Here is a 23792-nt window from a genome sequence, read left to right on the forward strand (position 1 = left end):
GCCGGTGCCGGTCAGACCGGGACGGTGCAGTCGAAGGCGTGCAGGTAGGGGTTGACCGGGCGGATGTCGTCGATGACGAGGCCGGCCGCCTCCAGCCGGCTCACCATGGAGCCGGTGGTGTGCTTGGCCCCGCCGACGTTCATCAGCAGCAGCAGGTCCATCGCGGTGGAGAACCGCATCGACGGGGTGTCGTCGACGAGGTTCTCGATGACCACGACCCGCGCCTTGGGGCCGCCCGCCCGGATGACGTTGCGCAGGCAGCGGGCGGTGGACTCGTCGTCCCACTCCAGGATGTTCTTGATGATGTAGACGTCGGCCGTGACCGGGACGGACTCCCGGCAGTCGCCGGGCACGATGTCCACCCGGCCGGCCAGCGAGCCGCCCTCGCGCAGCCTCGGGTCGGCGTTGTCCACCACCCGCGGCAGGTCCAGCAGCGTGCCGTGCATGGCCGGGTACTTCTCCAGCAGGCTCGCCACGACGTGGCCCTGGCCGCCGCCGATGTCGGCGACCGAGGAGGCCCCGGACAGGTCCAGCAGTTCGGCGACCTCGCGCGCGGACTGCTTGCTGGAGGTCGTCATGGCCCGGTTGAAGACGTCCGCCGACTCGGGGGCGTCCTCGTTGAGGTAGACGAAGAACTCCTTGCCGTACAGGTCCTCGACGACGTTGCGGCCGGTGCGCACCGCCTCGTCGAGCCTGGGCCAGGCGTCCCAGGTCCACGGCTCGGTGCACCACAGGGTGATGTAGCGCAGGCTGCCGGGGTCGTCCTCGCGCAGCAGTCGGGACATGCCGGTGTGCGCGAAGGTGCCGTCGGGCCGCTCGCTGAAGACGTCGTAGCAGGTCAGCGCGCGCAACAGGCGGCGCAGCGGCTTGGGCTCGGTCTTCACCGCGGCCGCGAGGTCCTCCGCGGTCATGGGGGTGTCGCCGAGCGCGTCGGCCACGCCCAGGCGCGCGGCGGCGCGGAGGGCGGCGGCACATGCCGCCCCGAACGCGAGTTCCCTGAGCCGCATGGACGGCGGTGGGGCGGTCTGAGCGGTCGTCATGTGCCGCCTTCCTTCCTTCTCGGCCCCCGCGGCTTGGCGGGGGCACGGGCTACGGGGACTGCGGCCTCAGCACAGGCCCGCGGGCTTGGAGGCCGCGCAGGAGTTGTGCTCGAAGACGTTGCCGCGCTTGGTGCTCTCCTGGTTGACCAGGTCGGCGGGGGAGTTGGCCTGGAGGGTGTTGTCGGCGATGTGGTTGCGGTCGCTGGTGGCGCCGACGAAGCTCTTGTAGAGCACGACGCCGCCCGACAGGGGGGACTTGCCCACGTTGCCGGCGACCGTGTTGCGGCTGATGTTGGAGTCCTCGGCGCCGGTCAGCACGATGCCCGAGCCCTGGAGGAAGGGCAGCCGGGCGGTCTTCGCGCAGTACTTGTTGTTCTCCACGACCCGGTTGTCCCGCACGGTCAGCGCGCCCGCCTTGGGTTTGTTCTCGTCGCCGACGAGGAAGACGCCCGCGCAGTTGCCGCTGATCTCGTTGGCGGAGACGGTGAGGTTGCGCAGCCGCCGGACGGTGACGCCGATCCGGTTGCCCTCGAGGCGGTTGTGGGCGATCAGGGTGCCCTTGGTGTCGGTGGCGCCCTTCTCAGCGGTGATCGTGTTGGCCAGGAACAGGCCGGCGTCGCCGTTGCTCCGGGCGGTGTTCGCCTGGTAGGTGCTGTGCTCGGAGCGCTCCTCGGCGAAGCCCCACAGCCCGTTCTTGACGGAGTTGACGCGCCGCACGGCCAGCCCGTCGGCCCCGACGGCGATGAAGCCGGCGCGGGAGTAGCCGGTCACGGTCAGGTCGGAGACCGTGACGCCCGTCAGGCGCTTGGTCTTGGTGCCGGCCACGCAGATGCCGTTGCCGCGCTTTCCGCAGTCGTCCGTGGCCTTCGTGGCCGGCTCCAGGACGGTTCCGGGGCCCATGCCGCGCAGGGTCAGCCCGGGCGTCGTCACCTTGACGCTCTGGTGGTAGGTGCCGGGCATCAGCAGGACGGTGTCACCGGGCTGGGCGGCGTCCACCGCCTTCTGGATCGACTCGCCCAAGTGCACCAGGTGGGTGCGCGGGAACTGGATCGGCGGGGCGGCTGCGATGCCCGAGCCGACGAGCGCGGCGGCGCTCACAAGCAGAGCGATGTAGCGTTTCGTCATATTCTGTACGGTATGACCTGATAACCCGTCAGGACCGGTGATGGTCCGTCCGGGGGCGTGTCATGCCTGGAAGCGGTGAGCTCGACGGGCGCCCTGGTCGTCCCGGTGACCATACTTGCGCGTGTGAGCGGGGTCAGCGCGGCGCGGCGGGCGGGGCGGAGGGTGCGGGCGTACGTGCGCAGTGCTCCGGGGACGTACGTGTGGCTGCTCATCCTGTTCGTCACCACTGTGGCGCTGCACCGGATGTCGCCGGATTTCGAGGAGGACTTCCTGCGGCAGCGGTCGACGAACATCCACGAGCTGTCGGACAACCCGGTGCGGGTGCTCTTCTCCAGCGCCATGTGGATCGCGAGCGGTCTGTGGCTGCCGTACGCGGCACTCTTCACGGTCTTCCACGCGCAGGCCGAGCGGTGGCTCGGCACCCTGCGCTGGCTGGCGGTGTGCGTGGCCGCGCACGTGCTGGCGACGCTGATCAGCGAGGGCGCGCTGCTGTGGGCGATCCAGCGCCGGGTGGCGCCCGAGTCGGCCGTCAACACCCTGGACGTGGGCGTGAGTTACGCGCTGTCGGGGGTGGTGGGGGTGCTGACCTACCGGATCGCGCCGCCGTGGCGGTACGTGTACCTGGCCGCCGTGCTGGCCTTCTACGGGTTGCCGCTGGTGACCGGGCGCACCTTCACCGATCTCGGGCATTTCACCGCCGTACTGATCGGTCTCGGCTGTTATCCGCTGGTCAGGGGCTGCGGAAAAGCATGGAATCCGAAGGAGACACTGGCCGCCCTCAGGCGTTAGCGTCCGGCCATGAGCAGCTGGTCGAGCAGTGTCGTCAACGGTGGCGTCTCCTTCTGGTTCGCGCACGACGGTCTCCCCGCGGTGCGCGAGCCGCTCACGGGCGACACACACGCCGACGTGGCGATCGTCGGCGGCGGGTACACCGGCCTGTGGACCGCCTACTACCTGAAGAAGGCCGCGCCCTTCCTGCGGATCACCGTCCTGGAGCAGAAGTTCTGCGGCTACGGCGCCTCCGGCCGCAACGGCGGCTGGCTCTACAACGGCGTCGCCGGCCGCGACCGGTACGCGAAGCTGCACGGCCAGGAGGCCGCCGTTCGGCTCCAGCGGGCCATGAACGAGACCGTGGACGAGGTCATCCGTGTCGCCGCCGAGGAGGGCATCGAGGCCGACGTCCACAAGGGCGGCGTCCTGGAGGTGGCCCGCACCCCCGCCCAGCTGGCCCGCCTGAAGGCCTTCCACGAGCACGAGCTGGCGTTCGGCGAGAAGGACCGCGAGCTGTACGGAGCCCGGGAGACCGCCGAGCGCGTCCGGGTCGCGGACGCCGTCGGCTCCTCCTGGACCCCGCACGGCGCCCGGCTGAACCCGGCCAAGCTGGTCAAGGGCCTCGCGGCGGCCGTCGAGGCGCTCGGGGTGACCATCCACGAGGCGACCCCGGTCACCGAGATCCGCCCCCAGCGCGCGGTCACCCCCTACGGCACCGTCCGCGCGTCCTACGTGCTGCGCTGCACCGAGGGCTTCACCGCCTCCCTCAAGGGCCAGCGCCGCACCTGGCTGCCCATGAACTCCTCGATGATCGCCACCGAGCCGCTGACCGACGAGCAGTGGGCGGCGGTCGGCTGGGCGGGCCGCGAGACCCTCGGCGACATGGCGCACGCCTACATGTACGCCCAGCGCACCGCCGACGGCCGTATCGCGCTCGGCGGGCGCGGAGTGCCGTACCGCTTCGGCTCGCGCACCGACAACGACGGCCGCACCCAGCCGGAGACCGTCGAGGCGCTGCGGGACATCCTCGTCGGCTTCTTCCCGGCCCTCGCCGGGGTGCGCGTCGAGCACGCCTGGTCCGGCGTCCTCGGCGTGCCGCGCGACTGGTGCGCGAGCGTCACCCTGGACCGCGCCACCGGCCTCGGCTGGGCGGGCGGCTACGTCGGCTCGGGCGTGGCCACCACCAACCTCGCCGCCCGCACCCTGAGCGACCTCGTGCGGTTCGATTCCGGCCAGGCCGGGCCGACCGGTCTGACGGCGCTGCCGTGGACCGGCCACAAGGTGCGCAAGTGGGAGCCCGAGCCGCTGCGCTGGCTGGGCGTGCAGGGCATGTACGCCACCTACCGCACCGCCGACCGGCGCGAGCTGCTCAGCCACAGCGCCCGCTCCTCACGCCTGGCGAGGGTCGCCGACCGGGTGGCCGGCCGCGGCTGACGGCCGGTCAACTCCTCGCGGTATCCGCCCCTTTACCCGCTTGTACGCTGCTTTGTGGAACGGCCGAATTTTTACGCGCTGATTGCCGTCACCAACACCTCCCGCCACCGCCGTCGCACCGATGCTGTGTGCCGTATGTGTCATGTACGCCACGGCTCCATAGGGGAGGGCACTTCATGACGGCCACGAGCCGGCGAAGAAGACGAACAGCGGCGGTCCTCATCACGACCGCCGCGCTGGGCCTCACCATCACCCAGGCCCAGGCGGCGGGACGCGGCAACGACCCCTTCGGGGTACGCGCCCTGCGCCACCAGGCCCAGCTGAACGAGCAGCACAAGGGACGCCACGCCCTCGCCGACGACGGCGGTGACGGGGGCGGCAACGAGGGCGAGGAGATCGCCGAACAGGCCGACCAGTACGCCGAGGCGCGCACCTCGCCCGGCATCGTCGCCCCGGGCGCCTACGGCGCCGCCTACGACGCCCTGCGCGACCTGCCGCGCACCGGCGGCACCTGGCGGGACGTCACCCGGCTGCCCTACGACTCCGACGACCCCCGCTACCGGGACGTCAACTCCAACTCCAGCGGCGGCGCGGGCCGCGTGACCGGCAGGGTCACCGGGCTCGCCGCCGACGACCACGGCTACGTGTACGCGGGCTCCGCCAACGGCGGCGTCTTCCGCTCGCGCACCGGCGGCGGCCACTGGACCGAGATCTCCGACCGGCTGCCCGCGCTGTCCACCGGCGACCTCGAACTCGACGGCGGCGGCCGGCTCTGGTACGCCACCGGCGAGGCCAACACCAGCTCCACCGCCTTCCTCGGCACCGGCGTCTACGTCCTGGCCGACCCCCGGCACGGCAGCTTCTCCCGGCGCGACCGGGTCGGCGGCGACGAGCTGGAGTCGACGTCGATCCACGCGCTGCGCTTCGCCGGCGACAAGGTGTGGGCGGCGACCACGCGGGGTGTGTGGAGCCACTCCACGAAGAACCTCAAGGGCCCCTGGAAGCTGGAGTTCGCGCCCAACCCGGACTACCTGCCCGGCGGCGCCAAGGCCTCCGACCCGGGCGCCGCGTACAAGAACATCGCCAACGACATCGCCGTCGACCCGGCCAACCCGGACAAGGTCGTCCTCGCGGTCGGCTGGCGCGGCGGCGACGCCTACAACGGCTTCTACGCCAAGGACGCCAAGGGCGGCGCGGGCTGGCAGCGGCTGACCGGGCTCGGAGACCTGCCCAGCGACAGCGCCGACGTCGGCAACGTCACCTTCGCGCGCAGCGCGGACGGCTCCCGCTACTACGCCATCGACCAGTCGCCGGCGCAGACCGCCGCCAACCCCGACAGCGGCCTGGCGGGCATCTACGTCTCGAAGTCCGGCTCGCCGACCGGTCCCTGGACCCGGATCGCGGACTACAAGCAGCTGCGCGACTCCGGTTCGGCGCTCACCGGCGCCGGATACGAGCCCGGCATCCAGGCCTGGTACAACCAGTTCCTCGCGGTCGACCCGAAGAACCCCGACCACCTGTACGCCGGCCTGGAGGAGGTCTTCGAGACCAAGAACGGCGGCGCGTCCTGGACCGTGCCGGGGCCGTACTGGAACTTCGGCTTCAAGTGCTGGTCCATCGACCCGGCCAAGCAGTCCGGCGACTGCCCCTCCACCGTCCACGCCGACCAGCACGCGGTGACCATCGGCAGCGACCACGGCACCCCGTACGTCGTCGTCGGAGACGACGGCGGCGCCTTCCGGCGCCCGCTGAACGGCAGCGCCGACGCCGAGGGCCACGCCACCGACTGGACCTCGCTCAACGACGGCACCATGGACGCCCTCCAGTACTACTCGGTGGGCATCGGCGCCGACCCCGCCTCCCGCGGCGTCGACGTCACCGGCGGCCTCCAGGACAACGGCCAGTCGGTCCTGCGCCCCGGCGACCGCGTGATGGGCTCCAACTTCGGCGGCGACGGCGGCGACACGATCACCGACCCGGCCAACGGCTGCAACACCGCACAGGAGTACGTCTACCTGGCGGTGTCCGTCACCCAGAACTGCGCGGTCAACGACGGCTCCTGGATGACCGACCCGTCCAAGGCGACCACCTGGTCCGTCGCCCCGCCCGACAACGCCACCAGCGAGGCCCGCTTCATCGCCCCGCTGAACGCCGACATCAAGGACAAGAACACCTGGGTCGCCGGCGGCCGGCACGTGTGGATCAACACCAAGGGCTGGGCGATCCGCAGCGGCAGCGAGTGGACCTCGGCCTTCGACCTCGGCGCGGGCCACACCGCCACGGCGGTCGCCTCCTCCGGCGGCAAGGTGTACGCGGCCTGGTGCGGGCCCTGCAACAACCAGGGCTTCACCCGGGGCATCGCGGTCGGCAACGCCGACGGCACCGGCTGGCACCAGCTGACCCTCCCGGTCGACGGCACGGTGCCCAACCGCTACCTGTCCGGGCTGGCCGTAGACCCGGCCGACAGCGACCACGTGCTGCTCGCCGTGAACGGCTTCTCCCGCAAGTGGACCGAGGGCCCCGGAGCGGGCGTCGGTCACCTGTTCGAGACCCAGGACGGCGGAGTGACCTGGAAGGACGTCTCCGGCAACCTCCCGGACATCCCGGCCAACTCGGTCGCGCTGCTCAAGGGCGGCACGGTCGTGCTCGGCACCGACCTCGGCGTGCTCGTGCGCACCCCCTGGTCGCACGGCTGGGAGGTGGCGGGCGGCAACCTGCCCACCACCGCGGTCATGCAGTTGCGCACTGGCCCTGACGGCCTGCTCTACGCGGCCACCCACGGCCGCGGCATATGGGCGATCGACCCGCGCCACCTGCGCTGACCGAACGCTCACGGGGAGGGGCCCCGGCAGGGACCCCTCCCCACCCCTCGCGGGCTCTCCAGCCCCCGCGCGGGCCCGGCGCCCGTCCCGTGCGGGCCCGGCGCCCGTCCCTCAGGCCACCGGCTCCGGTACGGCCTCCCGCTGGGCCGGCGCCCCGTGGCCCGGCGCACGTGCCGTCACCATCAGCCCCGCGGTCAGCGCGGCGAGCAGCATGACGGCCGCGGCCACCCAGATGGCGACCGTGTAGCCGTGCACGATCCCTTCCGGCACCACCCGGGCCCGGTCGGCGGGCCCGTGCAGACGGGCCGCGATGTAGGCGGTGCTGCTCGTGGTGGCGATCGTGTTGAGCAGCGCGGTGCCGATCGAACCGCCGACCTGCTGCGAGGTGTTCACCGTCGCGGAGGTCACGCCCGAGTCCTGCGGGGCGACGCCCGCGGTGGCGGTGGCGAACACCGGCATGAAGGTCAGGCCCATGCCGAGACCCATCAGCACCAGCGCCGGCAGCACCTCGCTCGTGTACTCCGACTCCACCGTCAGCCGGGTGAGCAGCAGCAGCCCGCCCGCCGCCAGGACCATGCCGGGGACCATGAGCGCGCGCGGGGCGACGCGCTGGAGCAGCCGGGCGGAGATCTGGGTGGCCCCGATGACGATCGCCACGGTCAGCGGCAGGAACGCCAGGCCGGTCCTGAGCGGCGAGTAGGCGAGGATCTCCTGGAGGTAGTACGTCATGAACAGGAACAGCCCGAACATGCCGATGACCGCCAGCAGCATGGTCAGGAAGCAGCCGGCCCGGTTGCGCTCCCGCACGATGTGCAGCGGCAGCAGCGGCACCGGCGCCCTGCGCTGCCACCAGACGAACGCGCCGAGCAGCGCCACGCCCACCGCGAACAGGCTCAGCACCAGCGGGTCGGTCCAGCCGCGCGGCTGGGCCTCGCTGAAGCCGTAGACGACCGCGACCAGGCCGCCGCAGCCCAGCACCGCACCGGGCACGTCCAGCCGGACGCCGGTGCGGCCGGGCCGGTCGTGCAGCAGGGCGAACGCGCCGAGTACCGCGACGATCGCGATCGGCACGTTGACGTACAGGCACCAGCGCCAGTTCAGGTACTCGGTCAGCAGGCCGCCGACGATGAACCCGATCGCCGAGCCGCTGCCCGCCAGCGCGCCGTAGATGCCGAACGCCTTGCCGCGCTCGCGTGGATCGGTGAACGTCGTGGTCAGCAGGCTCAGCGCGGAGGGGGCGAGCACGGCGGCGAAGGCGCCCTGGAGGGCGCGGGCGCCGAAGAGCATGCCGGAGGAGGTGGCCGCCCCGCCGAGCGCGGAGGCGCCGGCGAAGCCGATCAGCCCGATCACGAACGTCCGCTTGCGGCCGGCCAGGTCGGCGATCCGCCCGCCGAGCAGGAGCAGCCCGCCGAAGGCGAGGGTGTAGGCGGTGATGACCCACTGCCGGTTGGCGTCGGACATGTTCAGGGCGTGCTGCGCGGAGGGGAGCGCGATGTTCACGATCGTCGCGTCGAGCACGACCATCAACTGGGCGAGGGCGATCACCACCAGGGCCCACCAGCGGTGCGCGTCGGCGGCGCGGGCGTGCCGCGGGCGGTAACCGGGGTGCGGGGAGCGCAGCGGGTTCCCGTGGTGGGAGGCGCCGGCGTGGTGGGCTATCGGTCGGTCGGCGAGGGAGGATTCACCTTTTCGGGTGATACTCATCTGGACAGAACATCATGAATCGGTCCGTAACGCATCCCCCGGGCATTGTCAGTGGCGTGGTGCAGCATGGGGCCATGGCGAGAAGAGCGACGAACGGCGGGGGCGGTGCGGGCGGTGACGGCCGGGCCCGGGTGAAGGCCGCGCGCCGGCCCGAGGTGCGGCTGCCCGCGCTCGAGGCGTACGACGGGGCAGGGCTGGCCCCGGACGGGGACTACGACGGGCTGGAGTTCGGCCAGGCGGACCTCACCGGGCAGGACGGCGCGGGCGCCCGCTTCATGGACTGCGCGCTCACCGGCTGCGTGCTGGACGGCACCTCGCTGCACCACGCCCGCCTGTTCGACTCGGTCCTCACCGGCATACGGGGTGTGGGCACCGACCTCGCGGAGTCGACCCTGCGGGACGTGGAGCTGGCCGACGCCCGCCTCGGCGGGGTGCAGCTGCACGGCTCGGTCCTGGAGCGGGTGCGCGTCCGGGGCGGCAAGATCGACTATCTGAACCTGCGCAAGGCCAGGCTCCGGGACGTCGTCTTCGAGGGCTGCGTACTGGTCGAGCCGGACTTCGGGGGCGCGAGTCTCGAGCGGGTGGAGTTCGTGGACTGCGTGCTCAAGGGCGCCGACCTCACCGCGGCCACCCTCGTCGACGTCGACCTGCGCGCGGCCGCGCCCCTGGAGATCGCCCGCGGGGTGGACCGGCTCGCGGGCGCGGTGATCAGCACCGGCCAGCTGCTGGACCTGGCCCCGGTGCTGGCGGCGGCCCTGGGGGTGCGGGTGGAGGACTGAACGCGGTCGCGGTCAGGGAAGGCGGGGGAAGCGGGCCTGGAGGGTCCAGACGGCCGGGTTCTCGCCCAGGTCCTCGTGCATGTCCACCAGGTCGGCGATCAGGTCGTGCAGGAAGTCTCGCGCCTCCTTGCGCAGGTCGCGGTGGGAGAAGGTGAGCGGTGCCTCGTCGGCCGGCATCCAGTCGGCCTCGATGTCGACCCAGCCGAAGCGGCGCTCGAAGAGCATCCGGTCGGTGGACTCGGTGAAGTCCAGCTCCGCCCGCTGCGGGCGCGAGGCGCGCGACCCGGCCGGGTCGCGGTCCAGCCGCTCCACGATGTCGCACAGCGCCCACGCGAAGTCGAGCACCGGCACCCATCCCCAGGCCGTGGCCAGCTCGCGGTCCGCCTCCGTGTCCGCCAGGTACACATCACCGCAGAACAGGTCGTGCCGCAGCGCCCGCACGTCCGCACGCCGGTAGTCGGTCTGCGGAGGGTCAGGGAAGCGGTTGGAGAGGGCGTAGCCGATGTCGAGCACGTAGGTGATCGTCCCACGGCCCCCGCATAGGATCGCACTCGTGTACCGATCCGCACCGGGTGTCCGAACCGCCACTGCCGCCACAGCGGTCCTCGCCCTCACCCTGACCGCCTGCGAGGGCGGAGTGCACGGCACCCCCGGCGGTGCCGGCCTGCGCGATCCGTACTTCCCCAAGGCGGGCAACGGCGGCTACGACGTCAGCCACTACGGCCTGACCCTCGACTACGACCCCGCCCGCCGCCACCTCACCGGCACGGCCGTGATCACCGCCCGGGCCGGCCAGGACCTGTCCGCCTTCGACCTCGACCTCAAGGGCCTGGACGTGCACAGCGTCACCGTCGAGGGCACACCGGCCCGCTTCAGCCGCGCCGGCCAGGAGCTCACCGTCCGCCCGCACGACGAGCTCGCCCAGGGCGCGACGTTCGCCGTGACGGTCCGCTACTCCGGCACCCCGCAGACCATCACCGACCCCGACGGCTCCGAGGAGGGCTGGCTGCCCACCGCCGACGGCGCCCTCGCCCTCGGCGAGCCGACCGGCTCGATGGCGTGGTTCCCCGGCAACGACCACCCCTCCGACAAGGCCGCCTACGACATCTCGGTCACCGTGCCGAAGGACCTCCAGGCCGTCTCCAACGGCGAGTTGAAGAGCGACACGGCCGACGGCGGCCGCAGGACGTACCGCTGGCACACCGCCGAACCGATGGCCACCTACCTCGCCACCGTCGCGATCGGCCACTTCGACATCACCCGCGGCACCCTCAAGGACGGCCTGCCGCTGTACGTCGCCGTCGACCCGACCCAGTCGCAGGCGAGCCGCGCCGTCCTGGCGAGGATTCCCGAGATCGTGGAGTGGGAGGAGCACACCTTCGGCCCGTACCCCTTCTCCTCCACCGGCGTGATCGTCGACCGGCCCGGGGACGCGGGCTACGCCCTGGAGACCCAGAACCGGCCCGTCTTCGCGGGCGCCCCCGAGCTGAACACCGTGGTCCACGAACTCGCCCACCAGTGGTACGGCGACTCCGTCACCCCGAGGAGCTGGCGGGACATGTGGCTCAACGAGGGGTTCGCCACGTACACGTCGTGGCTGTGGGACGAGGACCACGGCGGCGACACCTGCCAGCAGACCTTCGACTCCCTCTACCGCGGCGACTACTTCGGGGACGACGCCGACAACAAGGCCCTGTGGTCCTACCCGCCCGCCCGGCCGAGCGACGCCGCGCACATCTCGGACCGGCCGGTCTACGAGCGCGGCGCGATGGTCCTGCACAAGATCCGCCAACTGGTCGGCGACGACGCCTTCTTCGGCATCCTCAAGGGCTGGGCCGCCGCCCACCGGCACGGCAACGCGGACACCGCCGAGTTCACCGCCTACGTCGAGAAGCAGGCGCCCGGCAAGGACTTCGGCCCGATCTGGAAGACCTGGCTGTACGGGGACGGCAAGCCCGCCCGTCCGTGAGGTCTCACAGCTCCTTGCGCAGCACCGCGCAGGGACGGCCCAGTTGGCGGTCCTTTCGGTGGTCGATCACCTCGTAGCCGAGGGCGGTCCAGAACGCGAGGGCGCCGGGGTTGTTCTCCAGGACGGCGAGGCGTACGGCGGCGCGGCCCGAGGCGCGGAAGCGGTCCTCCACGAGCGCGGCGAGCCGGCGACCGTGGCCCTGGCGGTGGGCCGACGCGTCGACCATCAGCAGGCCGATCCACGGGTCCGGGTCGGCGGGATCGGGGTGGTGGCCGAGCGTGATGGCCAGTCCGACCAGCCGCCCCTCGCTGCGGGCGAGCAGCACCTCCGCGGACGGGTCCGCGGAGTCCTCGGCGAGCGCGGCGGCGACCTGCTCGGGGCGGATGTCGTCCGGGTCGGGGAACTCGCCGCTGAGCGCGTGGAAGTCGCGGTTGGAGGCGTACAGCGCGGTGAGTTCGGTCAGCAGCTCGCCCGGCAGTTCCCGCTCGGGGCCGGGGGAGAGGGGTTCGAGGATCACCGGGGCAAGGTATCGCGGGGTGCCCCGCGCCGCCGCGCCATTCACGGGGGCCGCCGAACGGCCGGAGCCCCGGCCCGGGACGGGCCGGGACTCCGCTGCGCCGGTGCGCTGACGCGGGGTCCGTCAGACGTTGACGCCGAAGTCCTTGGCGATGCCGACCAGGCCCGAGGCGTAACCCTGGCCGACGGCGCGGAACTTCCACTCCGCGCCGTTGCGGTACAGCTCGCCGAAGACCATGGCCGTCTCGGTGGCGGCGTCCTCCGACAGGTCGTAGCGGGCGATCTCGGCGCCGCCGGCCTGGTTGACGATGCGGATGTAGGCGTTGCGGACCTGGCCGAAGTTCTGGCCGCGGTTCTCGGCGTCGTAGATGGAGACCGGGAAGACGACCTTGTCGATGTCGGCCGGGAGACCGGCGAGGTTGACGTTGATCGCCTCGTCGTCGCCTTCGCCCTGGCCGGTGCGGTTGTCGCCGGTGTGGACGATGGTGTTGTCCGGGGTCTGCTTGTTGTTGAAGAAGACGAAGTGGCCGTCGGAGTACACCTTGCCCTGCGCGTTGACCGCGATCGCGGAGGCGTCCAGGTCGAAGTCCGTGCCGGTGGTGGTGCGGACGTCCCAGCCCAGGCCCACGGTGACGGCGGTCAGGCCCGGAGCTTCCTTGGTGAGCGAGACGTTGCCGCCCTTGGAGAGGCTTACAGCCATGGTGTGGGAGTCCCTTCCCTCGTTGCGTTGTGCGGACGAAGCTACCGCCACCTCTATGAACGCCGAGGGGGGTCCGCACGGTTCCGGATCTCTTTACCTTTTTTACCAAACCCGCGTCGAACACCCCGTCAGGGCCCGGCCGCGGCCGGGAGGGCGAGCGGGGGCGGCCGCGAAAACCGGGTGACGTGGCCCGGTCGGGAACGGGAACATGGGTGACATGTCCGGTCCCCATCTCATCCGCGGCTCCGTCGCGCTCCCCGAGGCCGAGCTGGCCTGGCGCTTCTCGCGGTCCTCGGGGCCCGGCGGACAGCACGTGAACACCAGCGACTCACAGGTCGAGCTCCGCTTCGACCTGGCGAACACCGAGGCCCTGCCCGAGGTGTGGAAGCGGCGCGCCCTGGAACGGCTGGCGCCCCGCCTGATCGACGGCGTGATCCTCGTACGCGCCTCCGAGCACCGCTCCCAGTGGCGCAACCGCGAGGCCGCCGCCGTACGCCTGGCGGCCCTCCTCGCCGAGGCGACCGCGCCCCCGCCCAGGCCCCGCAGACCGACCCGCGTGCCGCGCGGCATCAACGAGCGCCGCCTGCGCGAGAAGAAGCAGCGCTCCGACACCAAACGCGGCCGCTCGGGACGGGACTGGACCTAGCCCCTGTCCGCGAGGTCCAGCGCGCCCACCGTCTGGCCGCCGCTCGTCTCGCCGTTCGCTCGGAAGCCGAGCCCGAGATAGAAGCGCTCCGGGCCGGTGGGGCCGGGATGCCAGGTCACGTACATCCGGCCGGCGCCCCGGCGGCGCAGCTCGGCGGGTACGGCCCCCACCGCGAAGCGGCCGTACCCGCGCCCCTGCTCCCGGGCCGCGATGTTCAGCCGCCACAGGCCCGAGCGGATCACGCTGCCGTCGCCGTGCCAGTCGATGTCCAGGAAGGCCATGAGGAAGCCGACCGGACGGTCGCCGTCGAGGATCAGCCGCGGCCAGGCGGTGCCCGGGTGGACGTACGCCTCCGCGAGGGAGTTCACCACCGGTGACACCGCGTGCTCCTGGTCCGGGCGGACGGCGATGCCGAGAGCGGCGTCCAGGTTCTGCGGGGTGATCACCTCGAGGCGGGGCGCGGTCGTCATGCGCGCACCCTAGGCGGCGTGATCACCGCCGGGCCACCGGAATACGGCTCAGCCCAGTTGGCGGTAGCGGCCCTTGAAGTATGTGAGGGGGCCGCCGTCGGCGCTGGGGAGCCGGGCCGTCAGGACCCGGCCCACCACCAGGGTGTGGTCGCCGGCGGGCACGCGTTGTTCGGTGCGCAGTTCCAGGGTGGCGAGGGCGCCGCCGACCAGGGGGGCGCCGGACACCTCGCCGCGTACGTAGGGGATGTCCTCGAAGAGGAGGCGGTCGCTGATGCGGCCCTTCATGGCGAACCGGCCGGCGATGTGGCGCTGGCTCTCGGAGAGGATCGACACCGCCCACAGCGGCTGCTCGGCGAGCAGGTCGTCCATGCGGGAGCCCTCGCGCAGGCTGACCAGGGCGAGCGGCGGGTCCAGGGACACCGAGACGAAGGCCGTGGCGGTCATGCCCACGTCCTCGCCGCCCGGCGCCAGCGGGTCGTCCGGGTCGAGCGGCGGCTCCTGCGCGGTCACCAGGACCACGCCGGCCGCCAGCCGGGACATCGCGGCGCGGAACTCCTCGTCGGTCACCCCCTCAGCATGCCCGGAGGCGGGCGTGGCGGTGGTGGTGGCGGAGGACGGCGCGAAGGATGTGTTCAGCACACATCAACGCTAGTCACCCGCTCGCGGCGCTCGCATCGGGCCTCCGCCCGAGCCGGGACCGAGGCCCCGGGGGACGCCGGACCTAGGACCGAAGCCCCGCTTGCCGCGGACCTCTCGTGCATCATGTCCACACGCCCACAAAGTTTGCGTTCGGTGAACGCACAGGGAAACCGCAGAAACTCCACTCAATTGTTCACGTTCCGCTGTGACTTGAGTCACAAGAGCCACTAATTGTTGACCCTGTGTACCGAGTGGGCTTCACGCTGTGATTCAGTGGCGGAGACTGCACAGACGATACGCCGAAGAGCACCCTTGATTCGCTGCGAGGTCTCGGGGGGAGGGCGAGCATGGAGACCGAGTCGGAGCCGTACGTCCGTCTTGCGACCCTGCGGCAACTGCACCAGGTCATGGCGGACATGAACACCGCCCGCAGCCTGGCGGACACCCTGCAGACCGTCGCGGACGGCGTGGTGAACGGCCTCGGCTACGAGCTGGCCTGCGTCAACCTCGTGCGCCCCGACGGCGACCTCGTCGTCGCCGCCTTCGCCGGCAACCCCGCCGCCGAGGCCCTGATCACCGGCCGGACCGGCTCGCGCGACTCCTGGGAGCGGCGGCTGCAGATGGGCGAGCACTGGGGCGGCCTGGTGTTCATACCCCACACCGAGGGCTGGGTCCTCGACGACGACGACGTCCCGCAGTGGTACACGGACGGCCCTGCCCCCCGTTTCGAGGACGAGTGGCACCCCTCCGACCGGCTCTTCGCGCCCATGTACACCCCGGGCGCCCCCGACGGCCAGCGCGGCGAACTGCTCGGCGTGCTCTCCGTTGACCGCCCGCGCAACGGCCGCCGCCCCGGCGCCTGGGGCCGCGAGGCCCTCCAGATGTACGCCTTCCAGGCCGCCATCGCGATCAGCAACGCGCGCCTGCGGGCCAACATGCAGCGCGCCCTGGTCCGCCTGGAGCGCGAGCAGCAGGCCCTGCGGGCCAGCGAGGAGAGCTTCCGCCAGGCCTTCGAGTACGCCCCCTCCGGCATGGCCATCGCCGAGATGGGCGGCGACCAGCACGGCCGCATCCTGCGCACCAACGACGCCCTGTGCCGCCTGCTCGGCCGGCCCGCCGCCGCGATGCGCCGCTACTCCTTCTCCGACCTGGTCCACCCCGAGGACATAGGCACCCTGCTGCGCACCTCCGCCGAGGGCGGCCGGGCCGAGCTCAGGCTGGCCCGCCGCGACGGCACCTACGTGTGGGTGTCCCTGCGCAACTCCGTCGTCGCCGACGCCGCCGACGGCCCCCGCTTCCTGCTCACCCACGTCGAGGACATCGAGGAGCGCAAGCGCCGCGAGCTGCACCTCGCCCACCGCGCCTCCCACGACTCGCTGACCGGCCTGCCCAACTCCGCCGAGCTGCGCGCCCGCCTGTCGGCCCGCCTGTGCCGCCGCCCGGCGCACGCGGGCGAGCTGGAGACCCTGGACGCGGCCTACGGCCACCCGGGCTACGACGTCGCCGGCCACGGCTTCGACTTCCGCCCCGGCACGGAGTCGTACGACGCCTACGACCACCACGTGCACACCGTCGCCCCCGAGGGCGACCGGGACGACGGCACCAAGGGGCTCGCGGTCCTCTTCTGCGACCTCGACGGCTTCAAGTCGATCAACGACCGGTTCGGGCACAACGCGGGCGACGCCGTCCTCATCGAGGTCGCCCGGCGCCTGAGCAACGGCGTGCGGGACGGCGACACCGTGGCCCGGCTGGGCGGCGACGAGTTCGTGATCCTCGCCAACGGCCTCGGCCGCGCCGACGCGGAGGACCTCGCCGTGCGGCTGCGCAACGAGATCATCCAGCCCATCCGCGCCGAGGGCCGGGCCGTCCGCGTCGGCGCCAGCTTCGGCATCGGCTGGGCCCACTGCGGCATGACGGCCGACGAAGTCCTGAAGTCGGCCGACGAGCGGATGTACGTCGAGAAACGATCTCGTCCCAAACAGCACCGCCGGGCAGGATGATCCGCAGGTCAGTGCGGTGATGCGGCGCGAGTCACCCGTTTGGGCCCCGCGGAGCGGGTAGGCTCGCCATCCTCACGACGTACCGCATCCGCCCCGCACTGTTGAGGAGTACCAAGGGATGACGCCCGGCAACAACGGCGCGAGCACGCCCGAGGACGACGACCCGTTCGGCTACCTGTACGCCGATGGTCAGGCCAACGGAGCCCAGCCGCCCTCCGGCGGCTACGGCTACCCGGGCTCGGTCAACCGGGTCCGCGCGGTCGGACAGCGGCAGTACGGCCAGCAGGCGGCCCAGCAGGCCCCCACGGCGGCCTACGGGCAGGTCCCGCAGCAGCAGGGCGCCTACGGGCAGCCGAGCGCCCACTACGCCGCCCCGGAGACGCTTCCCGGCGGCGCCCCCACCGGCCGCCAGCAGGCGCAGGGCGGGGGCGGCCGCGGCCGGGGCCCGAACACCAAGGGTCTGCTGATCGGCGCGATCGCCGTGGTCGCGGCGGTCGTCATCGGCATCAGCGTGGCCATGCTCGGCGACAAGGGCGACAGCGGCGGCGACAAGGCCGGCGGCACCGCCCCGACCGCCACCCGGAGCTCCGGGCCCAGCCCCTCCACGACCGACACCGCGGCCCCCGCCGGGGAACTCCCGAAGAGCGACGCGAAGGCCCTCCAACTCGGCGGCGGCGCGAGCACCGCCTCCGACGTCAAGGGCGCCAGGTCGGACGGCGGCGTCTACGTGACGAACTTCAACAACGTCGGCGCCTCGGTCACCTGGAACGTCAACGGCATCCCGGCCGACGGCAAGTACACCGTCTACGTCGGCTACACCGTCCCCGGCAAGGACGGCACCGCGACCCTCACGGTCAACGGCTCGGTGTCCGAGCAGCCCGTCAAGCTGAAGAACTGGGCGGGGGCACCCGAGGGCGACTACGAGAAGGGCTGGACGAAGACCTACAACTACGTCCAGCTCAACAAGGGCACGAACACCATCAAGATCTCGTGCGAGCAGGGCAACCAGTGCGATGCCGACATCGACCAGTTGTGGCTGGTGAAGGGCTGGGTCGGCGGCTGACCCCCGTCACGGGGCCGGCCCCGTCACGCGGCCGGCCCCGTCACGCCGCGCTGGCCTCCCCGGTCACCGACACCCGGCTCAGCAGTTCCTCGTAGTCGGGGCGGTCGAAGTCGCCCGCTGTGGGGGACAGGACCGTTGCTGCGGAGAGGGCGACCGCTCGGGTCAGGCGGTCGGGCCAGGGGAGGTGCTCGACCAGGCCCGAGAGCAGGCCCGCGACCACCGAGTCGCCGGCGCCGGTCGGGTTGCCCCGGACACGGGCGGGCGGGACGGCCCGCCAGGTGCCCTCCGGGGTGTGGGCGAGCAGGCCCTCGGCGCCCAGGGAGGCGACCACCGCGCGGGCCCCGCGCCGGCGGGCGTCCTGGGTGGCGCGGCGCGGCTCGTGGGAGCCGGTGAGCTCGGCCAGTTCGTCGGCGTTGGGCTTGATGAGGTCGGGGCGGGCCGCCACCCCGCGCCGCAGCGCCTCCCCGCCGGTGTCCAGCAGCACGGGCACGTTCGCGGCCCGCGCGGTGCGCACCAGACCGGCGTAGGCGCCCACCGGCAGTCCGGGCGGCAGGCTGCCGCACAGCGCCACCGCCGACACCGAGCCCAGCAGCCCCTCGTAGACGTCCTGGAAGGCGGACCACTCGGCAGGGGAGACGACCGGGCCCGGCTCGTTGAACTGGGTGGTGTCGCCGGTGCGCTCGTCGACCACGGCGACCGTGCGCCGCGTACGGCCGGCGCAGGGGGCCAGGGCGTCCGTCACGCCCCGCACCCCGGCCAGCCCCTCGCGCAGCTCGCGCCCGGTGCTGCCGCCCGCGAAACCCGTGACGGTCACCTCGTGGCCGAGGGCCGCCAGCACCCGGGCCACGTTGACGCCCTTGCCGCCGGGCCGTTCGCCCACCTCGGTCACCCGGTGCGAGGTGTGCGGCCTGAGCGCCGGCACCCGGTAGGTGACGTCGAGAGCGGTGTTCAACGTGACCGTGAGGATCACCAGGTCCGACCTCCCCCGAGTAAGCGCGCCTGTTCGCGGTGTTCCGGAGGTTCGATCATGCCAAAGACCCGGCGGACCGCCCAGCCCTGGGACGGTCCGCCGGGTCCCTTCGGCGGGACGGATCAGCCCAGTTGCGGCTCAACCACCCACTCGCCGTGCCGCATCACGCCCCGGAGGCCGAAGTCCTCGTCGAGCAGCACCAGGTCGGCGTCCTTGCCGGGCTCGAGTGAGCCCACCCGGTCGTCCAGGCCGAGCAGCCGGGCCGGGTTGGCGGACAGCGCGGCCACCGCGTCCTCCACGCGCAGCCCGTCGACCGTGACCGCCCGCTGGAACGCGCGGTCCAGCGTGAGCGTGGAGCCCGCGATCGAGCCGCCCTCGACCAGCCGCGCCACCCCGTCGGCGACCTCGACCTCCAGCGGGCCGAGCATGTAGCGGCCGTCGCCGGAGCCGGCCGCGTCCATCGCGTCGGTGATGAAGGCCACCCGGGCCGCGCCCGCGTGGTGGAAGGCCAGCTCGAGGGCGGCCTGGTGCAGGTGCACGCCGTCGTTGATCAGCTCCACGGTGATCCGCTCGTCCTCCAGCAGCGCCGCGATCGGGCCGGGGGAGCGGTGGCCGAGGACGGGCATCGCGTTGAACAGGTGGGTGGCGACGGTGGCCCCCGCGTCGATCGCCCGGACCGTCTGCTCGTACGTGGCGTCGGTGTGCCCGATCGCCGCGATCACGCCGTGGTCCGCCAGCAGCCGTACGGAGTCGATGCCGCCGGGCAGTTCGGCGGCCAGGGTCATCATCTTCGCCCGGCCGCGCGCCGCCTCGATCAGCTTGCGGACCTCGGCCGGGTCCGGGTCGCGCAGCAGCGACTCGGAGTGCGCGCCCTTGCGGCACGGGGAGATGAACGGCCCCTCGAAGTGGATCCCCGCGATGTCGCCCTGCTCGGCCAGCTCGGACAGCAGCCCGGCCTGCTTGGCGAGGACGCCCATGTCGTCGGTGACGGTGGAGGCGACGACGGTGGTGGTGCCGTGCGCCCGGTGGGCTCGTACGGCGGTGAGCACGTCGTCGGCCGAGCCGGAGAAGGAGGCCCCGCCGCCGCCGTGGTTGTGCATGTCGACGAAGCCGGGGACGAGCCAGTGCCCGCTCACGTCGAGGATGTCGGCGCCCTCGGGAGCGCTCCTGGCGATCCGCGTGCCCTCGACGCTCACGCGGCCGCCGTCCACGATCCCGGTGGGCAGCACCACCCGGGCACCGGCGAGAACCTTGCTAGTGGCCATCAGGTGGTTACCTCCGGGGAGTCGTAGGGGAGTCGATCAGGTCCCAGGCGAGGAGTCCCGCGCCCAGGCACCCGGCGGTGTCCCCGAGGGCGGCGGGGACGACGGCGGGCAGCTTCTGGAAGGTCACGCGCCGCTCGACTGCCTCGCGCAGCGGGGCGAACAGGGTCTGCCCGGCCTCGGCGAGCCCGCCGCCGATGATCAGCATGCGCGGGTCGAGCAGGGTGAGCGCGGTGACCAGGCCGTCGGCGAGGGCGTCCACGGCCTCCTGCCACACCTTCACGGCCCGTGCGTCCCCGGACTCGACGGCCTTGGCGCAGTCCGCCGCGTCCGCGTCCGGGTCCCCGCAGGCCGCGGCCCAGGCCTGGCTGACCGCCGCCGCGGAGGCGAACCGCTCCAGGCAGCCGCGCTGCCCGCACGGGCACGGGGTGCCCCCGGGGCGTACGACGATGTGGCCGATCTCGCCCGCGAAGCCGTGCGCGCCCGCCTCCACGCGGCCGTCGATGCCGATGGCGCCCGCGATGCCGGTGCCCAGCGGCACGAAGAAGAACCGGTCGGCGCCCCGGCCGGCCCCGATGCGGCCCTCGGCGAGCCCGCCGGTGCGCACGTCGTGGCCGAGGGCGACGGGGATGCCGAGCCGCTCGCCCAGCAGGTCGCGCAGCGGTACGTCGCGCCAGCCCAGGTTGGCGGCGTAGGCGGCCACGCCCCGCTCCTCGTCGACGATGCCGGGGACGGCGACGCCGGCCGCCGCGGCCGGGGTGCCGAAGCGGTCCGCGCCGTGGGCGGCGAGTTCGGCGGCGAAGCCGAGGATGTCCTCGACGACGGCGTCGGGCCCGCGCTCGCGGCCGGTGGCCCGGCGTGCCTGGTGCAGCAGCGTGCCGTCGGCCGCGACCAGCGCGGCCTTCATCCCGGTGCCGCCCACATCGAGGGCGATGACGTGTTCCACGGGGGACAGTGTGACGCTTACACCCACAAGAGGTCTAGTCCACTCGCGTGGTGTAGACCTTATGGCTGACGTTTTGGAAGTCTTCGCCTTGCGGCAGCACAGGGCTTCGCTCCCGTGCGGGTCCGTTCGGCGAGCCGACGACGGGTTGGGGCGTACAGGCAGTGCAGCGGCGCAGGACAGGAATGATCGCTCTAACGATTGCCATGGGCATGACAGCAATCCTCGGCGGCTGCGGGAGCACCGGCTCCTCCGGTGTCACCCTCAGACTCGTCGCCGCCGACTACGGCGACTCGGCCGCCAACAGCTCCAAGAAGTACTGGGACCGGCTGGCCCAGGAGTACGAGAGCGCCCACCCGGGTGTGAAGGTGCAGGTCAGCGTCTACTCCTGGAACGACGTCGACCGCAAGGTCAAGCAGATGGCCGACGCCGGCGACCCGCCGGACATGGCGCAGATCGGCGCCTACGCCGACTACGCCGCCAAGGGACTGCTCTACAAGGCCGACGACGTGCTCTCCATCCCGGTCCAGGCCGACTTCCTCGGCCAGCTCTCCGAGGCCGGGCAGCTGCGGCACGTGCAGTACGGCATCCCGTTCGCCGCCTCCACGCGCGTGCTCTTCTACAACAAGACCCTCTTCGCCAAGGCGAACCTCACCCCGCCCACGACCTGGGCCGAGCTCGCCGCCGACGCGGCCGCGCTGAAGGCCCGGGGCGTGAAGTACCCGTACGCGCTGCCGCTCGGCCCGGAGGAGGCGCAGGCCGAGACCATGCAGTGGCTGCTCGGCGGCGGGTCCGGCTACACCGACGACATCGGCACGTACACGATCGACTCCCCGCAGAACGTCGAGACCTTCACCTGGCTGCGCGACGAGCTGGTGGGCAAGGGGCTGACCGGGCCGGTCGCGCCGGGCAGGCTCAACCGGGCGGACGCCTTCGACGCCTTCGCCAACGGTGAGGTGGGCATGCTCAACGGCCATCCCACGCTGATGCAGCAGGCCGACAAGAAGGGCGTGAAGTTCGGCATGGTGCCGATGCCGGGCAGAAACGGTACGCCGAAGTCGACCATGGGCGTGGCCGACTGGATGATGGCGTTCAAGAAGAGCGGCCACCGGGAGCAGATCGGCGACTTCCTCGACTTCGTCTACAGCGAGAAGAACGTCCTCGCCTTCTCCCGCGAGTACGACCTGCTGCCCGTGACCGGCTCCGCCTCCGAGGCGATGGACGCCGCCGAGCAGGACAAGGCCCTGCGGCCCTTCCTCTCCGAGCTGCCGCTCGCCCAGCTCTACCCGGTCGGCAAGACCTCGTGGGCGCAGGTCAGCGCGGACGTGAAGAAGCAGATCGGCCGGGCCGTCGCCCCCGACGGCAGCCCCGCCGCGGTCCTCGGACAGCTCCAGGCCACGGCGACCGCGGCGGACAGCGCGGAGAACGCGAAGTAGCCGCCCCGGCCGGTGTCGGCGGCGGGGGTTACGGTGCCGGTATGGACATGGACGCGGACGAGGCGGGCGCCACCGGCACCCCGGCCGGCGGGAGCCCGGCGGCGGGGCTGGACCGACGCGAGCGGGACATCCTCGCCCTGGAGCGCCGCGGCTTCCCCGGCCCTGGCGCCAAGGAGCGCGCGATACGCGAGGAGCTCGGCCTGTCCCCCGTCCGCTACTACCAGCTCCTGAACGCCCTCCTGGACGACACCCGCGCCCTCGCCCACGACCCGGTGACCGTCAACCGCCTGCGCCGGGTGAGGGACTCGCGCCGGTCGGAGCGCTGAGCCCCGGCGGGCGGCCGGGTCGAGGAGTGCGCAGGGCCCGGGGTGGATAGGTTCGGCGTATGGGCAGCCATCACTTGAACTCGACGGACCACCCCGACGCCCCCCTGCCGGTGCCCGCCACCCAGGCCGGGCGGGACGGGCTGGCCGCGATACTGGCACGGCCGGAGCGTGCGGTGATCGCGCTCGACTTCGACGGGACGCTCGCGCCGATCGTCGCCGACCCCGACCAGGCCCGCGCCCACCCGGACGCCGTGCCGGCCCTGGCCGCGCTCGCGCCGAAGGTGGCCTCCGTCGCCGTGGTCACCGGGCGCCCGGCCGGTGTCGCGGTGCGCAACGGCGGCTTCGCGGGCGTGCCCGGCCTGGAGCACCTCGTCGTCCTCGGCCACTACGGCGCCGAGCGGTGGGACGCGGCCACCGGCACCGTCACCGCCCCGGCCCCGCACCCCGGCGTCGCCGCCGTGCGGGCCGAACTGCCGGGCGTCCTGGACCGGGCCGGGGCCTGGCAGGGCACCTGGATCGAGGAGAAGGGCCGTTCCCTGGCCGTCCACACCCGCCGCGCCGAGGACCCGCAGGCCGCCTTCGACCTCCTGCGCGAGCCCCTCGCCGACCTGGCCCGCCGCCACGGCCTGATCGTCGAACCCGGCCGCATGGTCCTCGAACTGCGCCCTCCGGGCATGGACAAGGGCGTCGCCCTCTCCGACTACGTCCGCGACCGCGGCGCCGCCTCGGTCCTCTACGCGGGCGACGACCTCGGCGACCTCCCCGCCTTCACAGCCGTCGAGAAACTCCGCTCGGACGGAGTACCGGGCGTCCTCGTCTGCAGCGGCAGCACGGAGGTCACGGAACTCTCGGAACGCGCCGACCTGGTGGTGAACGGCCCGTCCGGAGTGGTCCGCCTGCTGTCCGCCCTGGCCGCCCGGCTCCCGTAAGCCGCCCCGGACCGCCGCCGGAAGGCCGCCTGCCCCGGCTGGAGGGCGAACGGGGGCCGCAGCCGGGACCGGGGGACGGTCCGCGCTGCCCACGGCAGCCGAGTGGCCGGGGAGGGGCCGGGGGGCCGGCCGGGCGGATCCGGAGGGGGCGTCGGCGCGGCTGCCGGGCCTGATCGGCGCGCCCGGCGGTCCGCGGTCCGCCCGGCGCCCGGCCGGACTGCCGCCGGCTCGGCAGGCCCGGTCGGAGC

Annotated in this window: 22 protein-coding genes; 11 read left to right on the forward strand and 11 right to left on the reverse strand. The window is 72.8% G+C overall.

Annotated features, from left to right (window positions below):
* Positions 1 to 11: 11 nt before the first annotated feature.
* Both IE217_RS19500 and IE217_RS19505 read right to left on the reverse strand, forming a co-directional pair.
* The gene (locus IE217_RS19500; RefSeq protein WP_190179178.1) at positions 12 to 1040 is read right to left on the reverse strand and encodes a methyltransferase; all 1029 of its coding nucleotides are present in this window, start codon (positions 1038 to 1040) and stop codon (positions 12 to 14) included.
* A 66-nt stretch (positions 1041 to 1106) separates the two neighbouring features.
* A complete protein-coding gene (locus IE217_RS19505) occupies positions 1107 to 2165 on the reverse strand; it encodes a right-handed parallel beta-helix repeat-containing protein (protein ID WP_190179179.1) in 1059 nt (352 codons plus the stop codon).
* Positions 2166 to 2288: 123 nt separating this feature from the next.
* Between IE217_RS19505 and IE217_RS19510 the strand changes: the two genes are divergently transcribed.
* The 3 genes from IE217_RS19510 to IE217_RS19520 all read left to right on the forward strand — a co-directional run bounded on the left by IE217_RS19510 (position 2289) and on the right by IE217_RS19520 (position 7192).
* Entirely contained in the window at positions 2289 to 2954 is a 666-nt protein-coding gene (locus IE217_RS19510) for a rhomboid-like protein (protein WP_229865413.1), read from the forward strand.
* Between the two features lie 9 nt (positions 2955 to 2963).
* Positions 2964 to 4370 (forward strand): NAD(P)/FAD-dependent oxidoreductase, encoded by a 1407-nt coding sequence (locus IE217_RS19515; protein WP_190179180.1) that lies wholly within the window; start codon positions 2964 to 2966, stop codon positions 4368 to 4370.
* Between the two features lie 176 nt (positions 4371 to 4546).
* The gene (locus IE217_RS19520; RefSeq protein WP_190179181.1) at positions 4547 to 7192 is read left to right on the forward strand and encodes a glycosyl hydrolase; all 2646 of its coding nucleotides are present in this window, start codon (positions 4547 to 4549) and stop codon (positions 7190 to 7192) included.
* A gap of 111 nt (positions 7193 to 7303) precedes the next feature.
* On the opposite strand, the gene IE217_RS19525 is transcribed toward IE217_RS19520, so the two are convergent.
* Complete coding sequence (locus IE217_RS19525) at positions 7304 to 8896, reverse strand: MFS transporter (protein WP_190179182.1); 1593 nt, start codon at positions 8894 to 8896, stop codon at positions 7304 to 7306.
* 74 nt (positions 8897 to 8970) lie between these two features.
* Between IE217_RS19525 and IE217_RS19530 the strand changes: the two genes are divergently transcribed.
* Positions 8971 to 9675: a pentapeptide repeat-containing protein gene (locus IE217_RS19530; RefSeq protein WP_190179183.1), complete on the forward strand. Its 705-nt coding sequence runs from the start codon at positions 8971 to 8973 to the stop codon at positions 9673 to 9675.
* 12 nt (positions 9676 to 9687) lie between these two features.
* On the opposite strand, the gene IE217_RS19535 is transcribed toward IE217_RS19530, so the two are convergent.
* Positions 9688 to 10188: a hypothetical protein gene (locus IE217_RS19535; RefSeq protein WP_190179184.1), complete on the reverse strand. Its 501-nt coding sequence runs from the start codon at positions 10186 to 10188 to the stop codon at positions 9688 to 9690.
* A 40-nt stretch (positions 10189 to 10228) separates the two neighbouring features.
* On the opposite strand from IE217_RS19535, the gene IE217_RS19540 reads away from it, so the two are divergent.
* Positions 10229 to 11644 (forward strand): M1 family metallopeptidase, encoded by a 1416-nt coding sequence (locus tag IE217_RS19540; protein WP_190179185.1) that lies wholly within the window; start codon positions 10229 to 10231, stop codon positions 11642 to 11644.
* Between the two features lie 4 nt (positions 11645 to 11648).
* On the opposite strand, the gene IE217_RS19545 is transcribed toward IE217_RS19540, so the two are convergent.
* Together IE217_RS19545 and IE217_RS19550 are read right to left on the reverse strand one after the other, a co-directional pair.
* Positions 11649 to 12161 carry a GNAT family N-acetyltransferase gene (locus tag IE217_RS19545; RefSeq protein WP_190179186.1) on the reverse strand — a complete coding sequence of 171 codons (513 nt, stop codon included), beginning with the start codon at positions 12159 to 12161 and terminating at the stop codon, positions 11649 to 11651.
* Between the two features lie 123 nt (positions 12162 to 12284).
* On the reverse strand, positions 12285 to 12860 hold the full coding sequence (locus tag IE217_RS19550) for a TerD family protein (protein ID WP_190179187.1): 576 nt from the start codon (positions 12858 to 12860) through the stop codon (positions 12285 to 12287).
* A 208-nt stretch (positions 12861 to 13068) separates the two neighbouring features.
* Here IE217_RS19550 and arfB point away from each other — a divergent pair, with 208 nt between their 5' ends.
* A complete protein-coding gene (arfB, locus tag IE217_RS19555) occupies positions 13069 to 13506 on the forward strand; it encodes an alternative ribosome rescue aminoacyl-tRNA hydrolase ArfB (protein WP_190179188.1) in 438 nt (145 codons plus the stop codon).
* Here arfB and IE217_RS19560 read toward each other — a convergent pair.
* On the reverse strand, positions 13503 to 13976 hold the full coding sequence (locus IE217_RS19560) for a GNAT family N-acetyltransferase (RefSeq protein ID WP_190179189.1): 474 nt from the start codon (positions 13974 to 13976) through the stop codon (positions 13503 to 13505). The two genes, arfB and IE217_RS19560, sit on opposite strands and share 4 nt — an antisense overlap.
* A gap of 48 nt (positions 13977 to 14024) precedes the next feature.
* A complete protein-coding gene (locus tag IE217_RS19565) occupies positions 14025 to 14615 on the reverse strand; it encodes a flavin reductase family protein (protein ID WP_190179190.1) in 591 nt (196 codons plus the stop codon).
* A gap of 347 nt (positions 14616 to 14962) precedes the next feature.
* Between IE217_RS19565 and cdgB the strand changes: the two genes are divergently transcribed.
* Together cdgB and IE217_RS19575 are read left to right on the forward strand one after the other, a co-directional pair.
* Positions 14963 to 16615, forward strand: coding sequence for a diguanylate cyclase CdgB (gene cdgB, locus IE217_RS19570; RefSeq protein WP_190179191.1), 1653 nt, complete (start codon positions 14963 to 14965; stop codon positions 16613 to 16615).
* Between the two features lie 118 nt (positions 16616 to 16733).
* Complete coding sequence (locus IE217_RS19575) at positions 16734 to 17678, forward strand: CBM35 domain-containing protein (RefSeq protein WP_190179192.1); 945 nt, start codon at positions 16734 to 16736, stop codon at positions 17676 to 17678.
* A 40-nt stretch (positions 17679 to 17718) separates the two neighbouring features.
* Here IE217_RS19575 and IE217_RS19580 read toward each other — a convergent pair whose 3' ends face one another.
* The 3 genes from IE217_RS19580 to IE217_RS19590 form a co-directional block, all read right to left on the reverse strand.
* Positions 17719 to 18648: a 1-phosphofructokinase family hexose kinase gene (locus tag IE217_RS19580; protein WP_190179193.1), complete on the reverse strand. Its 930-nt coding sequence runs from the start codon at positions 18646 to 18648 to the stop codon at positions 17719 to 17721.
* A gap of 122 nt (positions 18649 to 18770) precedes the next feature.
* A complete protein-coding gene (gene nagA, locus IE217_RS19585; RefSeq protein ID WP_190179194.1) occupies positions 18771 to 19913 on the reverse strand; it encodes an N-acetylglucosamine-6-phosphate deacetylase in 1143 nt (380 codons plus the stop codon).
* Between the two features lie 7 nt (positions 19914 to 19920).
* A complete protein-coding gene (locus IE217_RS19590) occupies positions 19921 to 20856 on the reverse strand; it encodes an ROK family protein (RefSeq protein WP_190179195.1) in 936 nt (311 codons plus the stop codon).
* A gap of 161 nt (positions 20857 to 21017) precedes the next feature.
* On the opposite strand from IE217_RS19590, the gene IE217_RS19595 reads away from it, so the two are divergent.
* The 3 genes from IE217_RS19595 to otsB are packed head-to-tail and all read left to right on the forward strand — an operon-like array spanning position 21018 to position 23544.
* Positions 21018 to 22289 carry an ABC transporter substrate-binding protein gene (locus IE217_RS19595; RefSeq protein WP_444545570.1) on the forward strand — a complete coding sequence of 424 codons (1272 nt, stop codon included), beginning with the start codon at positions 21018 to 21020 and terminating at the stop codon, positions 22287 to 22289.
* 47 nt (positions 22290 to 22336) lie between these two features.
* A complete protein-coding gene (locus tag IE217_RS19600) occupies positions 22337 to 22615 on the forward strand; it encodes a DUF3263 domain-containing protein (RefSeq protein ID WP_229865435.1) in 279 nt (92 codons plus the stop codon).
* A gap of 59 nt (positions 22616 to 22674) precedes the next feature.
* Positions 22675 to 23544 (forward strand): trehalose-phosphatase, encoded by an 870-nt coding sequence (gene otsB, locus IE217_RS19605; RefSeq protein ID WP_190179197.1) that lies wholly within the window; start codon positions 22675 to 22677, stop codon positions 23542 to 23544.
* Positions 23545 to 23792: the final 248 nt, after the last annotated feature.

The organism is Streptomyces naganishii JCM 4654, assembly GCF_014650575.1.
Lineage (GTDB): Bacteria > Actinomycetota > Actinomycetes > Streptomycetales > Streptomycetaceae > Streptomyces > Streptomyces naganishii.